This window comes from Piscinibacter defluvii (assembly GCF_004011805.1).
Taxonomy (GTDB): domain Bacteria; phylum Pseudomonadota; class Gammaproteobacteria; order Burkholderiales; family Burkholderiaceae_C; genus Piscinibacter; species Piscinibacter defluvii.
In genome coordinates this window covers 849,679-863,400 of sequence record NZ_ML137196.1, presented here as the reverse complement: position 1 = coordinate 863,400, position 13,722 = coordinate 849,679, and the positions used below count along the sequence as shown (strand labels likewise).

At 73.4% G+C, this 13,722-nt stretch carries 11 protein-coding genes and 1 pseudogene; 9 read left to right on the top strand and 3 right to left on the bottom strand.

The features are described from left to right. Nucleotides 1-58: 58 nt before the first annotated feature. Both D9C15_RS03845 and D9C15_RS03840 read right to left on the bottom strand, forming a co-directional pair. Nucleotides 59-943: pseudogene (locus D9C15_RS03845) on the bottom strand (cation:proton antiporter); the annotation flags it as partial. 77 nt (nucleotides 944-1,020) lie between these two features. Continuing rightward, nucleotides 1,021-1,989: a Bug family tripartite tricarboxylate transporter substrate binding protein gene (locus D9C15_RS03840; protein ID WP_127996084.1), complete on the bottom strand. Its 969-nt coding sequence runs from the start codon at nucleotides 1,987-1,989 to the stop codon at nucleotides 1,021-1,023. A gap of 177 nt (nucleotides 1,990-2,166) precedes the next feature. Between D9C15_RS03840 and D9C15_RS03835 the strand changes: the two genes are divergently transcribed. The 4 genes from D9C15_RS03835 to D9C15_RS03820 are packed head-to-tail and all read left to right on the top strand — an operon-like array spanning nucleotide 2,167 to nucleotide 6,503. Further along, entirely contained in the window at nucleotides 2,167-2,742 is a 576-nt protein-coding gene (locus D9C15_RS03835; protein ID WP_127996083.1) for a KdsC family phosphatase, read from the top strand. A gap of 17 nt (nucleotides 2,743-2,759) precedes the next feature. Further along, nucleotides 2,760-3,437, top strand: a complete 678-nt coding sequence (lptC, locus tag D9C15_RS03830; protein ID WP_127996082.1) for an LPS export ABC transporter periplasmic protein LptC — start codon at nucleotides 2,760-2,762, stop codon at nucleotides 3,435-3,437. A 4-nt stretch (nucleotides 3,438-3,441) separates the two neighbouring features. Continuing rightward, nucleotides 3,442-4,218 (top strand): SDR family oxidoreductase, encoded by a 777-nt coding sequence (locus D9C15_RS03825; protein WP_127996081.1) that lies wholly within the window; start codon nucleotides 3,442-3,444, stop codon nucleotides 4,216-4,218. Next, the gene (locus tag D9C15_RS03820) at nucleotides 4,215-6,503 is read left to right on the top strand and encodes a DUF5916 domain-containing protein (RefSeq protein ID WP_127996080.1); all 2,289 of its coding nucleotides are present in this window, start codon (nucleotides 4,215-4,217) and stop codon (nucleotides 6,501-6,503) included. Before D9C15_RS03825 ends, D9C15_RS03820 begins: the two co-directional genes overlap by 4 nt. A gap of 56 nt (nucleotides 6,504-6,559) precedes the next feature. Here D9C15_RS03820 and rbp read toward each other — a convergent pair whose 3' ends face one another. Further along, a complete protein-coding gene (gene rbp, locus D9C15_RS03815) occupies nucleotides 6,560-7,093 on the bottom strand; it encodes an RNA-binding regulator (RefSeq protein WP_127996079.1) in 534 nt (177 codons plus the stop codon). A gap of 247 nt (nucleotides 7,094-7,340) precedes the next feature. Between rbp and D9C15_RS03810 the strand changes: the two genes are divergently transcribed. From D9C15_RS03810 to D9C15_RS03790, 5 genes are read left to right on the top strand one after another with little or no spacing between them, the layout of a single operon-like run. After that, on the top strand, nucleotides 7,341-7,979 hold the full coding sequence (locus D9C15_RS03810; protein ID WP_127996078.1) for a MarC family protein: 639 nt from the start codon (nucleotides 7,341-7,343) through the stop codon (nucleotides 7,977-7,979). Nucleotides 7,980-7,983: 4 nt separating this feature from the next. Next, complete coding sequence (locus tag D9C15_RS03805; protein ID WP_127996077.1) at nucleotides 7,984-9,132, top strand: YbfB/YjiJ family MFS transporter; 1,149 nt, start codon at nucleotides 7,984-7,986, stop codon at nucleotides 9,130-9,132. Beyond that, nucleotides 9,129-9,701 carry a carboxymuconolactone decarboxylase family protein gene (locus tag D9C15_RS03800; RefSeq protein WP_127996076.1) on the top strand — a complete coding sequence of 191 codons (573 nt, stop codon included), beginning with the start codon at nucleotides 9,129-9,131 and terminating at the stop codon, nucleotides 9,699-9,701. Before D9C15_RS03805 ends, D9C15_RS03800 begins: the two co-directional genes overlap by 4 nt. A 27-nt stretch (nucleotides 9,702-9,728) precedes the next feature. After that, nucleotides 9,729-11,393 (top strand): GMC family oxidoreductase, encoded by a 1,665-nt coding sequence (locus D9C15_RS03795; protein WP_127996075.1) that lies wholly within the window; start codon nucleotides 9,729-9,731, stop codon nucleotides 11,391-11,393. Then, complete coding sequence (locus D9C15_RS03790; RefSeq protein ID WP_127996074.1) at nucleotides 11,390-13,666, top strand: putative bifunctional diguanylate cyclase/phosphodiesterase; 2,277 nt, start codon at nucleotides 11,390-11,392, stop codon at nucleotides 13,664-13,666. Before D9C15_RS03795 ends, D9C15_RS03790 begins: the two co-directional genes overlap by 4 nt. Nucleotides 13,667-13,722 lie beyond the last annotated feature (56 nt).

Sequence of the window (13,722 nt, the reverse complement as noted above, 5' to 3'; positions counted from 1 at the left end):
TCCGCGCCAGTGCTAGCTTTTCGTACCGTCACTTATTGCACTGAAAACGAGGAGACCCCCAGTCGAGCTTCATGCCGATGGTGATGAAGAACAGGCCCAGCAGCACGTCGTGGAACGGCCGGATGTCGGTCTCGACCTGGTGCTTGTACTCGGTCTCCGCCACCAGCATGCCGGCGACGAAGGCACCGAGCGCGAGCGACAGCCCGGCGTGCTCGGTCAGCCACGCCAGGCCGAGCGTGATCAGCAGCAGGTTGAGGACGAACAGCTCCTCGCTCTTGCGCCGAGCCACCAGCGTGAGCCACCAGCGCATCGCCTTTTGCCCGCCCACCAGCAGCACGGTCAGCACGGCCGCGGCCTTCAGTCCGGCCCAGGCCATGTCGGTGGCGAGGTCGGCGGGGCTGGACTTCAGCGCCGGGATCAGCACCAGCAGCGGCACCACGGCCAGGTCCTGGAACAGCAGCGCGCCCATCACGCGCCGGCCGTGCTCGCTCTCGAGCTCGAGCCGGTCGGCCATCAGCTTGCCGACGATCGCCGTGCTGGACATCGCCATCGCACCGCCCAGCACCAGCGCGCCCGGCCAGGCCAGCTCCCAGGGCCGGCTGGTGTAGGAGTAGATCCAGGTCAGCAGCACGTGACCGGCGAGCGTGCCGACGATCGTGAGCAGCACCTGCGCCATGCCGAGGCCGAAGACCAGCTTGCGCATGCTCTTCAGCTTGGGCAGGTTGAACTCCAGCCCGATCACGAACATGAGGAACACCACGCCGAACTCGGCCAGGTACTGCACGCCGGCGGAGTCCTTGGCCAGCGCGGTGGCGTTGGGCCCGATGATCACGCCGACCACCAGGTAGCCCAGCATCGGCGGCAGCCGCACCAGGCGGCAGGCCACCACGCCGGCCACCGCGGCCACGAGGTAGAGCAGAACGAGTTCGAGCGTCGAGGCCATCCGTGGCGGCGGTCGCAGGAGCCGTGCCGGCCCCGGTAAGACGCACCGATGCTACTGGACGGCCGCCCCTGCGCGCCTCATTCGAGGCTGATGTTCTTGCGCTGCACCAGTGCCTCGTAGACGCGCGACTTGGCCTCGGCCTGGCGCACGATCTCCTCCGGGGACCAGGCGAGCGGCTCGAACGCGAAGGTGTCGAAGCGTGCGCGGATGTCCGGCTCGGCGACGGCCTTGGCGACGTCGGCGTTGAGGCGCGCGCGCACCGGGGCCGGCAGGCCCTTGGGGGCCACCAGCACGACGAAGGAATTGACCTCGAAGCCGGCCGGCCCGCCGGCCTCGGCGACGGTCGGGACGTCGGGCAGCTGCGGGATGCGCCTGGCCGCCGCCACCGCGAGGTAGCGCAGCTTGCCGGCCTTGTAGGCGCCCTGGCTGGACGGGATGCTGCCGAAGCTCCAGCTCACGTCGCCGGTGCCCACCGAGGTGAACAGCTGCGACACCTCGCGGAAGGGCACGTGCTGCATCTCGATGCCGCTGGCCATCTCGAGCTGCTCGGCCCCCAGGTGGCCCGGGCTGCCGACGCCCCAGGAGCCGAAGCTGACGCGCCCCGGCGCGGCCTTGGCGGCGGCGGCCAGGTCAGTCATCGTCTTCCACTTCGAGTCGCTCGCCACCGCCACCATGAAGGGCGTGCGGAACAGCGCCGCGGCCGGCTCGAAGGTGTCGAGCGTGCGGAAGCCGCGCGACTTGTACAGGTGCGGCAACGCCGCAAGGTGTTCGCTGTCGAGCTGCAGCAGGGTGTAGCCGTCGGCCGGCGCGCGCTTGACCGCATCGATCGCGATGAAGCCGCCGCCGCCCGGCTTGTTGTCCACCAGCACGCGCTGGTTCCAGGCCCGGCCGAGCTTCTCGGCCACCAGGCGCAGCACCGCGTCCGGCCCGCTGCCGGCCGCGAACGCGGTGACGATGGTCACCGGCCTGGCCGGATAGTCGCCCTGCGCCCCGGCCGGGACGGCGAACGTGGCAGCGAGCAGGGGCAGCAGGTGGTGGCGGCGCATGGGGGTCTCCTCGTGGCGGTTGATCCGGGCAAAAGCTTCGACAGCTGATGAACAGTGTGCTGATCATCAGTGTAGAACTGACGCAGGTCAAACGCCCGAGGGGAAACCCTGGGCGCGGGGGGCCCGGTCATGGGCGCGACGCGGCCGCACCGGGCCCTGGGCTAGACTGCGCCGGCCATGCCGCCCACCGTTCCCGCGCTGAACTTTCCGCCCGAGCTGCTGCTCGCCGCGCAGGGGGTGCGACTGGCGATCTTCGACGTCGATGGCGTGCTGACCGACGGCCGCATCTACATCGGCGAGCAGGGCGAAACGGTCAAGGCGTTCTCGACGCTCGACGGCCACGGGCTGAAACTGCTGGCGCGCGGCGGCATCGTGCCGGCGGTGATCACCGGGCGCGACTCCCCGGCGGTGCGCAGGCGCGTGGCCGACCTGGGCATTGCGCACGCGGTGTTCGGCGCCGGCGACAAGCTCGCGGCCGCCGAGCCGCTGCTGGCCAGTCTCGGCCTGGACTGGTCGGTGGTGGCCGTGATGGGCGACGACTGGCCCGACCTGCCGCTCCTGCAGCGCGCCGCCTTCGCCTGTGCACCCGCCAACGCGCATGCCGAAGTGCGCGCAGTGGCCCACCACGTGACCGGCGCGTCCGGCGGCCACGGCGCGGCGCGCGAATGCTGCGACCTGCTGCTGATCGCCGCCGGCCGCTACGCCGCGCTGCTGCAGGACCACCTCGTCACGCTGGACGGAAGCGCCGCGTGAGCGCGCGTGGCTGACCGATGAGCGAAGCGCGGGGCGAACCGCTCGGCGACCTGGCCGTGCTCGCGCCGGCGCCTGCGCCGGACCGCCGCCGCGCCCGCCTGCCCTGGCACCTGCGCCTGCTCGAGACCGTCACCGCCTACCTTCCGGTGCTGCTGATGGCGCTGCTCGCGCTCGGCACCTGGTGGCTGGTGAAGAACACGCCGCTGCCCGAGGCCCAGCAGCCCGAGGCGCCGCCGCGCCACGAGCCCGACTACACGATGCAGCAGTTCCAGGTGCAGCGCTTCGGTGCCGACGGCCGGCTGAGCGTGCAGATCGAGGGCGACGAGCTGCGCCACTTCCCGGACACCGACACGGTGGAGGTCAGCCACCCGCGCATCCGCGCGATCGGCGCCGACGGCCGCGTCACGCGCGCCTCCGCGCAGCGGGCGCTGTCCAACGGCGACGGCAGCGAGGTTCAGCTGTTCGGCAACGCCGAGGTGCTGCGCGAGGGCGCGGCCGGCGAGGCGCCGATCGAGTTCCGCAGCGAGTTCCTGCATGCCTTCCTGCTGACCGAGAAGGTGCGCTCGCACCTGCCGGTGGTGGTGCGGCGCGGCGCCACCGAACTGCGCGCGGTGGGCATGGAGTACGACAACCTGGCCCGCGTGATAGAGCTGAAGGGCCGCGTGCGCGCCACCTTCGAGCCGCGGGCGCGCTGACACGATGGCCGCCCCGCTCGTCTACATCACCGGCGCTTCCAGCGGCATCGGCCATGCGCTGGCCCGGACCTATCGCGCGTCGGGCTGGCGCGTGGCGCTGGTGGCGCGTCGCGCCGCCGAGCTCGAGGCCTGGGTGCGCGCCCAGGGCTGGGCGGCGCAGGACTGCGCGGTCTACGGTGCCGACGTGCGCGACGTGCCTGCCATCACCGCCGCCGGGCGCGCCTGCATCGCCGCGCAAGGGCTGCCCGACGTGGTGATCGCCAACGCCGGCATCAGCATCGGCATGGACACCGCGGTCTACGAGGACCTGGAGGTGATGCGCGCCAGCTTCGAGACCAACCTGCTCGGCATGGCCGCCACCTTCCACCCCTTCGTCGCCCCGATGCGCGAGCGGCGCGCCGGCACGCTGGTGGGCATCGCCAGCGTGACCGGCATCCGCGGCCTGCCCGGCCACGGCGCCTACTGCTCCAGCAAGGCCGCGGTGATCAGCTACTGCGAGAGCCTGCGCGGCGATCTGCGCGCCGACGGCGTGAAGGTGGTGACCATCGTGCCGGGCTACGTCGACACGCCGCTGACACGCCGCAACCGTTACCGCATGCAGTTCCTGCTGTCCCCCGAGGCCTTCGCCGAGCGTGCCCAGCGCGCCATCGCGGCCGGCACCAGCTACCGCGTGATCCCCTGGCAGATGGGCGTGGTGGCCAAGCTGCTGCGCCTGCTGCCCAACCCCCTTTTCGACCGCCTGCTCGCCGGCCGGCCGCGCAAGCGCCGGCAGGGCGAATGAGTCGGGGTCGGCTCGCCGCGCTGCTGCTCGGCGCGCAGTGCGCGCTGGCGGCAGCGCAGCCGGTGGCCTGGCGCGCGCCCGCCTCGCTGGCGCCGCTGCGCATCGACGGCGCGCTCGACGAGGAGGCCTGGGCGCAGGCGCCGGTGCACGACCGCTTCGGACAGTTCCTGCCGGTCGAGCTGACCGACGCGCCGGCCGGCTACCGCACGACGCTGCAGATCGTCGCCGAGGAACATGCGCTGGTGTTCGGCCTGCGCGCCTGGGACCCGCGCCCCGAGGAGATCCGCGCCCCGCTGATGCGGCGCGACCAGGTCAAGCGCGATCAGGACTTCGTGATGGTGCTGGTCGATGCCGTGGGCAGCCGGCGCGCCGCGCAGTTCTGGCGCGTCAACGCATCGGGCACGCTGGCCGACGGCGTCTTCAAGGCCGAGGAGGACGCGGAGGATTTCTCGCCCGACTTCGAGGTCGAGGCCGCCGCCCGGCGCCTGCCCGACGGCTACAGCGTCGAGCTGCGCGTGCCGCTGCTGGCCCTGCGCTACCCCTACGAGGGCGGCCGGCCGTGGCGCGTGATGGCCGGGCGCAGCATTCCGCGCGACGCGAGCGTGCTGCTGCTGTCCGCGCCCCTGACCAAGGACGCGCTGAGCTTCATTGCCGAACTCGAGGAGATCGGCGGCCTGGAGGAGACCGTCGCCGCCGCGCGCGACCACGCGCTGCTGTCCGTGCGCCCCGAGCTGACCCTGCGTGCCACGCGCGAACGCACCGGCGCCGCGCGAACGCGCGACCAGGAGGCCGCGCTCGGTGCGGAGATCAAGTGGCGGCCGCGCGCCGACTGGGTGTTCGACGCCACGCTGAACCCGGACTTCTCGCAGGTCGAGCTCGACGTGCCGCAGCTTGCCGCGAGCCGCCGCTTCGCACTGGTGGTGCCGGAGAAGCGGCCGTTCTTCCTCGAGAGCACCGACGTGCTGGACCTGTCGCCCGCGGCCTACTACTCGCGCTCGATCACCGATCCCGGCTGGGGCCTGCGCGCCACCTGGCGCGGCGCCCGTGCCGACGCCACCGCGCTGACGCTGCGCGACGACGGCGGCGGCACCCAGCTCGACCCGGGCGCGTTCGGCACCGGCACGCGCGTGCAGCAGCGCCGTGCCCAGGCCACGCTGCTGCGCGGGCGCTGGCATGCCGAGGACGCGACGACCGGGCTGCTGGTCTCCACGCGCGACGAGGTGGACGGCGAGTCCAACCAGGTGCTCGGCGCCGACTGGTGGTGGCGACCGGCCGAGAACGGCCAGCTGCGCCTGCGCGCGATGGCGTCGAACACCAGCGGCCCGGTGCGCCCGGCGGATCCGTCGACCGGCGACATGGGGTTGCCGGCGCAGCGCGGACGCCACCTGCACGCGGTCTGGGCCCTGCGCTCGCCGCGGTGGAACTGGAATGCGGAGGCCCTGGACATCAGCCCCGGCTTCCGGCACCGCAACGGCTTCGTCGAGCGTGCCGGCGTGCGCGTGCTGCAGAACGAGCTGATCCGCCGCTGGGGCGAGGTCGAGGTGCCGGGCCCGCTGCCCTTCACCGCGTACGAATTCGAGAACTACCTGTGGTGGCAGCAGCAGGTGACGCTGCCCGACCCGGTGAACGGCATCCCGGGTGGGCAAACGGTCGGGCGCTACTGGCACCCGGGCCTGTGGTGGACGGCGGCCCGCAACACCGAGGCCTTCGTGCACCTGCGCCTGGAGGCGGAACGGGCCAGGGCGGACGGACGGCTGCACCCGCTGCGCGGCCTCGCCTTCAGCGTCATGTCCAACCCCGCACCCTGGCTGACCAAGCTGCAGCTCGACATGACGCTCGGCCGCCTGCTCGATGCCGAGGCCGACCGCGCGGCACCCGGCCGCACCATCCTGCTGGAGGCGCAGTGGCGCGCCGGCCTGCCCAACGGCTGGGGGCTGGAGTCGGAGCACCGTGTCGAGCAAACGGCCGTCGAGCGGCCGGACGGCGCGCGCGCCTTCACCGACGGCGCACTGCGCTGGCTCGGCGTGCTGCACGTCGACGCGCGTGACTCGCTGCGCGCGCTGTGGCAGCGCACGCGTTACCGCCGCAGCGAGGAACCGGCACTCGGGCTGGAAGGGGCCGACGCGCGCACGCACATCACCTCGCTGGTGTTCCAGCGCCGCTTCGGCGTGGGTCGCAGCCTGAGCGCCGGGCTGACGCGCGAGGTCGAGCAGCCCGGACCGGGGCAGCCCGCGACGCGCCGCAGCGAGCTGTTCGCCAAATGGTCGTTCGTGATCGACCGATGAAAGCAAAAGGGCGGTGGCTCGCGCCAACCGCCCTTCGGGGACTGTGAGTCGCCGGCTCAGTAGCCGCCGCGACCGCCGCTGCCGCCACCACCACCGTAGCCGCCGCGGCCACCGCCGCCGCCGCCACCGTAGCCGCCGCGACCACCGCCGCCGCCGCCATAACCGCCGCGACCACCGCCGCCGCCTTCACCGCCGCCGTAGCCGCCACGACCGCCGCCGCTTTCGCCGCCGCCGCCACCATAGCCGCTGCCGCCACCGCCGCCGTAACCCCCGCCGCCGCCACCGTAGCCGCCACCCGAGCGGCCGCCGCCGTAGGCGCCGCGGAAGCCGCCCGGACGCTCCTCGCGCGGGCGTGCGACGTTGACGACCAAGGCCCGCCCGGACAGCGGCTGGCCGTTCATCCCGTTGATGGCCGATTGGGCTTCCGCCTCCGAGGCCATCTCGACGAAGCCGAAGCCCTTCGAGCGGCCGGTCTCACGATCCATCATCACCTTGGCCGAGGTGACGGTGCCGAATTGCGAGAACGCCTGCTGCAGGTCCTCGTCGCGGATCGCATAGGCGAGATTACCGACGTACAGTTTGCTGCTCATGGTTGAGCCCCTTCTTTCCAGTTCCTGCCATGTGGAGCTTCAACCCGTCGTGAACCATTCAAGCGAAGGCGCGGCATCCAAACACACGGAAGCCGCAATATAAGTGAATTGCGCCAGCGTGCGCACCGACCCGGCCGGGGTTTGTTGTTTTGAGGCAGACCGCGTTTACCCTCGCTCCGCCCCGCGGCGGCGCAGCGCGCACCGGCACGAGGCAGCCCGGCCCGGCACGCCCGGATAGGATGCGCGAATGGACCTGTTCAAGCCGCTGATCGCGCTGCTGGCGATCGTCAATCCCATCGGCTGCATCCCCTTCTTCATCCACTTCACGCAGGGTTTCAGCCGCCAGCAGCGCCAGCGCACGATCCGCGTCGCGGCCTTCAGCGCCTTCTGCGTCATCGCCGTGTCGGCGCTGGCCGGCCTGAAGATCATCGAGTTCTTCGGCATCTCGCTGGCCTCGTTCCAGGTCGGCGGCGGCATGCTGCTGCTGATCTCCTCGCTGCAGATGCTCAACGCCCAGCCGGCCGAGGGCCGCAAGGAGGACGTGAGCGAGGGCAACCACAAGGTCGACGCCGGCGACAGCATCGCCATCGTGCCGCTCACCATTCCGCTGCTGACCGGCCCGGCGACCATCTCGACCATGGTCATCTACGCCGACAAGACGCGCCACTGGTGGCAACTCGGCGTGCTGGTCGGCTACGGCGTGGTGATCGGGCTGTCGGTCTGGGTGGCGTTCAACCTCTCCGGGCGCATCGCCAAGGTGCTGGGCCAGACCGGCATCAACGTGATGACGCGGCTGATGGGCCTGATCCTCGCCGCGCTGGCGGTCGAGGTGATGAGCGACGGGCTGGTCAAGCTGTTCCCGGTGCTGGCCGGCGGCCTGCGCTGAGCCCATGACGATCGGCCCCGGGCGCATCGCGCTGGTCGGCCTGCTCGGGCTGGCCTCGGCGATGGGCATCGGCCGCTTCGCCTTCACGCCCATGCTGCCGCTGATGCAGGCGGCCGGGCAGCTCTCGCTGCCGCAGGCCAGCGCGCTGGCGGGCGCCAACTACCTTGGCTACCTGGCCGGCGCGCTGGCCTGCACGGTGTGGACCCCCGCGCCGCTGCGCGCTGCCCGCACCGGCCTCGCCGCGGTGGCGCTGCTGACGCTGGGCATGGCGCTGACGACGCTGTACCCGCTCTGGCTGGCGCTTCGCTTCGGGGCCGGCGTGGCGAGTGCCTACGTGCTGGTGGGCGTGTCCGCCTGGGCCGTGCCGGCGCTGGCCGCGGCCGGGCATGCGCGGCGCGCCGGCCTGGTGTTCGCCGGCGTCGGCACCGGCATTGCGCTGGCCGGGCTCGGCGGCCTCGGGGCCGGCATCGCCGGCTGGGCGCCGGCGCCCACCTGGGCGCTGCTCGGTGCCGTGGCGGCGGCCGTGGCGCTCGGTGTGCACCTCGCGCTGCCGCACCTGGCCGGCGACGCGGCCCGTGCCGCGGCATCGGGCCGCGGGCTCGGGCCGGACGGCTGGCGCCTGGTGGTCTGCTACGGTGCCTTCGGCTTCGGCTACATCATCCCCGCGACCTTCCTGCCGGCGCTGGCGCGCCAGCAGGTCGCCGACCCGGCCCTGTTCGGCTGGGTCTGGCCCGCCTTCGGCGCTGCGGCCGCGCTGTCGACGCTGCTGGCCGCACGCTGGGCCGGCCGGCTCGCGCCGCGCCGGCTATGGGCGCTCGGCCAGGGCGTGATGGCACTCGGCCTGGCGCTGGCGGCCGGCTGGCCGACACTCGCCGGCCTGCTCGCCTGCGCGGTCTGCGTCGGCGGTACCTTCATGGTGATGACGATGGCCGCGATGCAGGAGGCGCGGCGCAGCGCCGGCGAGCGCGCGCCGCGCCTGATGGCCGCGATGACCGCGGCCTTCGCCGCCGGGCAGCTGGCCGGGCCGTTCAGCGTCGGCCTGTTCGGCAGCGACCCGGCCCGTGCGCTGGCACTGGCGCAATGGGCGGCCGCTGCGCTGCTCGCCGGCGGCGCGATCATTCTGTGGCCCGACCTCACGAGGAGCCCCGCATGAGCCCCACCGACCGACTCCCGCCGCTGTCCATGGACCAGCTCGACGCCACCCAGCGCGCGGCGGCCGACGCCCTGATCGCCGGCCCGCGCAAGGCCGTCAAGGGCCCGTTCATCCCGCTGCTGCGCAGCCCGGTGCTGCTCGACCGTGTTCAGCGCGTCGGCGAGTACCTGCGCTTCGACAGTGCGCTGCCCACGCGGCTGAACGAGTTCGCCACCCTGATGGTGGCGCGTGCCACCACCCAGCAGTTCGAGTGGGCCATCCACGCCGCCGCGGCGGCCAAGGCCGGCACCAGCTCGGCCAGCATCGCCGCCCTGCGCGAGGGTGCCCGCCCGGCCGACATGAGCGAGGACGAGGCGCTGGTGCACGACTTCTGCAGCGAGCTGCTCGCGCACCACGGCGTCTGCGACGCCACCTACGCGCGGGCGCTGGCGCGGCTCGGCGAACGCGGCGTGGTCGACCTGACCGCGCTGGTGGGCTACTTCACGATGGTCTGCTGGGTGCTCAACGTCGCGCACACCCCCCCCGAGCCGGCCCCCGGGATCGACCCGCTGCCGCCCCTGCCGAGGTAGCTCCTATGATCCGTCCCCGGAACAGGGATGACGGACCACACCTACGACTACATCGTCTGCGGCGCCGGAACGGCCGGCTGCCTGCTGGCCAACCGCCTTTCGGCCCGACGCGACAAGCGCGTGCTGCTGGTCGAGGCCGGCGGCAACGACGATTACCTCTGGGTGCACGTGCCGGTGGGCTACCTGTACTGCATCGGCAACCCGCGCACCGACTGGCTCTACCAGACCGAACCCGACCCCGGCCTGAACGGCCGCGTGCTGCGCTATCCGCGCGGCAAGGTGCTGGGCGGCTGCAGCAGCATCAACGGCATGATCTACATGCGCGGCCAGGCGCGTGACTACGAACAGTGGGCCGCGCTCGGCAACCCCGGCTGGGGCTGGGCCGACTGCCTGAGCGACTTCCTCGCCCACGAAGACCACCACGGCGGCGCGAACGACTTCCACGCCGCCCCCGGCTTCGACGCCAGCGGGGCGCGCCCGGGCGGCGAGTGGCGCGTCGAGCGCCAGCGCCTGCGCTGGGAGATCCTGGACGCCTTCGCGCAGGCCGCGGTGCAGGCCGGCATCCCGGCCACGGACGACTTCAACCGCGGCGACAACACCGGCGTCGGCTACTTCGAGGTCAACCAGCGCGCCGGCATCCGCTGGAACGCCACCAAGGCCTTCCTGCGCCCGGTGCAGCAGCGCGAGAACCTGCAGGTCTGGACCGGCGCGACGATCACGCGGCTGCAGCTCGAGCGTCCCGACGGTGCACTCGCGGCCGCCGGCATCGAGGTCGCGCCGGCCGGCGGCGGGGCGCCGCTGCAGGCGCGCCTCGCCCCCGGCGGCGAGCTGGTGCTGGCCACCGGCGCGATCGGCACGCCGCAGCTGCTGCAGCTGTCCGGCCTCGGGCCGGCCGCGCTGCTGCTGCGCCACGGCCTCGCGGTCGAGCGCGAGCTGCCCGGCGTGGGCCGCAACCTGCAGGACCACCTGCAGATCCGCGCCGTGTTCCAGGTCGAAGGCGTCAGCACGCTCAACACGCTCGCGAACTCCTGGCTCGGCAAGGCGCGCATCGGCGCGCAGTACCTGTTCACGCGCAGCGGCCCGATGAGCATGGCGCCGTCGCAGCTCGGCGCCTTCACGCGCAGCGACCCGGGCCAGGCGCACGCCAACCTCGAGTACCACGTGCAGCCGCTCTCGCTGGAGGCCTTCGGCCAGCCGCTGCACCGCTTCGACGCCTTCACCGCGAGCGTCTGCAACCTCAACCCGACCAGCCGCGGCGCGGTGCGCATCCGCTCGGCGAACCCGCACGAGGCGCCGGCGATCGCGCCGAACTACCTGTCGACCGACGCGGACCGCCGCATCGCCGCCGACTCGCTGCGCCTGACGCGCCGCATCGCGGCCCAGCCGGCGCTGGCCAGGTACGCGCCGCGCGAGTTCCGCCCCGGCGTGCAGTTCCAGAGCGACGACGAACTGGCGCGCCTGGCCGGCGACATCGGCACCACCATCTTCCATCCGGTCGGCACCGCGAAGATGGGGCCGGCGTCCGACCCGCTCGCGGTGGTCGACGCGCGGCTGCGCGTGCACGGCGTGCGCGCGCTGCGCGTCGCCGATGCCAGCATCATGCCCACCATCACCAGCGGCAACACCAACTCGCCGACGCTGATGGTCGCCGAGCGCGCGGCGCGCTGGATGCTCGAGGATGCCGCGCCATGAACGTCGTGATGCTGATCAACAGCGCGATCTGCCTGGCGATGGGCACGGCGCTGCTGGCCGCCTGGTCGCGCGACCGCACGCAGGCCTTCCTGCGCATGATCGGGCTGGCCTTCCTCGCGCATGTCGGCCTGCCGCTCGGCTGGCTCGTCATGAACGCCGGCGGCGAGGCGGCGCGCCTGGCGGGCCTGGCGATCCTGGTCGCCACCGGGCTGGCCTCGGTGGGGCTGATCGCGCTCGGCGTGGCCTACCTGGCGGACCGGCCGCTGCCGTCGCGCCGCCTGCCGCTGCTGGTGCTCGGGCTGGTCGTCACCGGCGTGCTGCTGCTGCCGCTGGGCGAGCGGCCGATGCTGCTCAGCGTGGCCACGCTGCAGCTCGGCGTCGCGCTGACCGCGGCCTGGCTGCTGTGGCCGCAGGGCGGCGCCGAGCGGCTCGCCGCGCTGCTGCTGCTGCTGCTGACGCTGAACCACTTCCAGTACCCGCTGCTCGGGCCCGAGGCGGCGGCGCGCCAGGCGGTGGCCGGCACCCTGCTGCGCCTGGCGCTCGGGCTGACGCTGCTGCACGCCGCGGTGCGCCGCTCGGCGCAGGAGTCGCAGCGCGCGCGCGACCGGCTCGGCCACCTGACCGAGCATTCGCACCAGGGCGTGGCGGTGGTGCGCGGCGAGCACCTGCTGTACGCCAACCCGGCGCTGCTGCGCATGTACGGCCTGAACTCGCTGACCGAGGTGCACACGCTGTGGCGCGACGCCACCATGCCCGAGGGCGAGCGCGAAGGCGCGCGCGAGCGGCACCGCCAGCTGATCTCCGGCGAGATGGCGCAGGCCAGCTGGTCGGGCCTGCGCTACCGCTTCGACGGCACGCCGATCCGGCTGCGCTTCACCGCCTGGCGCATCGACTGGGACGGCCAGCCGGCCGAGCAGGTGGTCGTCACCGACGAGACCGCGCAGCACGACGCCACCGCCGCGCTGCTGCACCAGGCCACCCACGACGAGCTGACCGGCGCGCCGAACCGCAGCGCGCTGCAGGCCCGGCTGCGCGAGCTGTGCGCGGCACGCGCCGGCTTCGCGCTGCTGCTGCTGGACGTGGACCGCTTCGCGCTCTTCAACGAGGCGCACGGCCCGTCGGTCGGCGACGCGGTGCTGCGCGCGCTGGCCGGCTCGCTGGCCGGCGCGCTGCAGGGGCGCGCCGAGGTGATGCGCCTGGGCGAGGACGAGTTCGCGCTGCTCGCCCCGGCCGAGGCCCCGGACCGGGCCGCGCAGCACGTGGCGCAGGCGGTGCGCGAGCTGCTCGCGCAGCCGCTGCCGCTGCCCGGCCACGAGTTCTATCTCGACGCCTCGATCGGCGTGGTGCTGCACCCGGTGCACGGGCGCGATCCCGAGGCGCTGCTGCGCGCGGCCAACGCTGCGATGCACGAGGCCAAGCACACGCCCGGCACCTCGCTGCAGTACGCCGAGCAGCGCTTCGAGCACGGCTCGGGGCTGTCGCTGCTGGCCGAGCAGGCGCTGCGCGCCGGCCTGCGCAACGAGGAATTCAGCCTGGTCTACCAGCCCAAGGTCGACGGCGTCAGCGGTGCGCTGCTCGGCTTCGAGGCGCTGGCGCGCTGGGACCGCCCGGGCATCGGGCGCGTCGGCCCGCACGAGTTCATCCCGGCGGCCGAGCGCACCGGCCTGATCGTGCCGCTGGGCCGGCTGATCCTCGCGCAGGCCTGCTCGCAGACCGCCACCTGGCATGCCGAGTTCGGCCGCGGCGTGCCCGTGGCGGTCAACGTGTCGCCGCTGGAGCTGCTCGACCCGGCCTTCCCCGACGACGTGGCACGGCTGCTGCGCCGCCACGGCGTGCCGCCGGGCCTGCTCTCGCTGGAGATCACCGAAAGCGCCGCAGTGGCGCACATCGGTGCGCTGCGCGGCCGCCTCGCGGCGCTGCGTGCGCTCGGCATCGAGGTGGCGCTGGACGACTTCGGCATCGGCTTCTCGTCGCTGAACATGCTGCGCAGCCTGCCGCTGCACGCCGTCAAGATCGACCGCTCGCTGATCGAGCCGATGCCGGCGCCCGACGCGACGGCCATCGTGCAGGCGATCTGCGCGATCGCGCAGACCCTGAAGCTCGAGGTGGTGGCCGAGGGCATCGAATCGCAGGCCCAGGCCGAGGCCGTGCTCGCCGCCGGCTGCACGGTGATGCAGGGCAACCTGCACGCGCGCCCGCTCGCGCCCGAGGAGGCCGGCCGCTGGCTGGCGCGCAGCCTCGGCGCGCCGCTGCGGGTGCTGCGCAACCCCTGAGGCGCGTACAAACGCTCACCGGCCCGCCGTGCCTGACTGAGCACAATGCCGCCGGC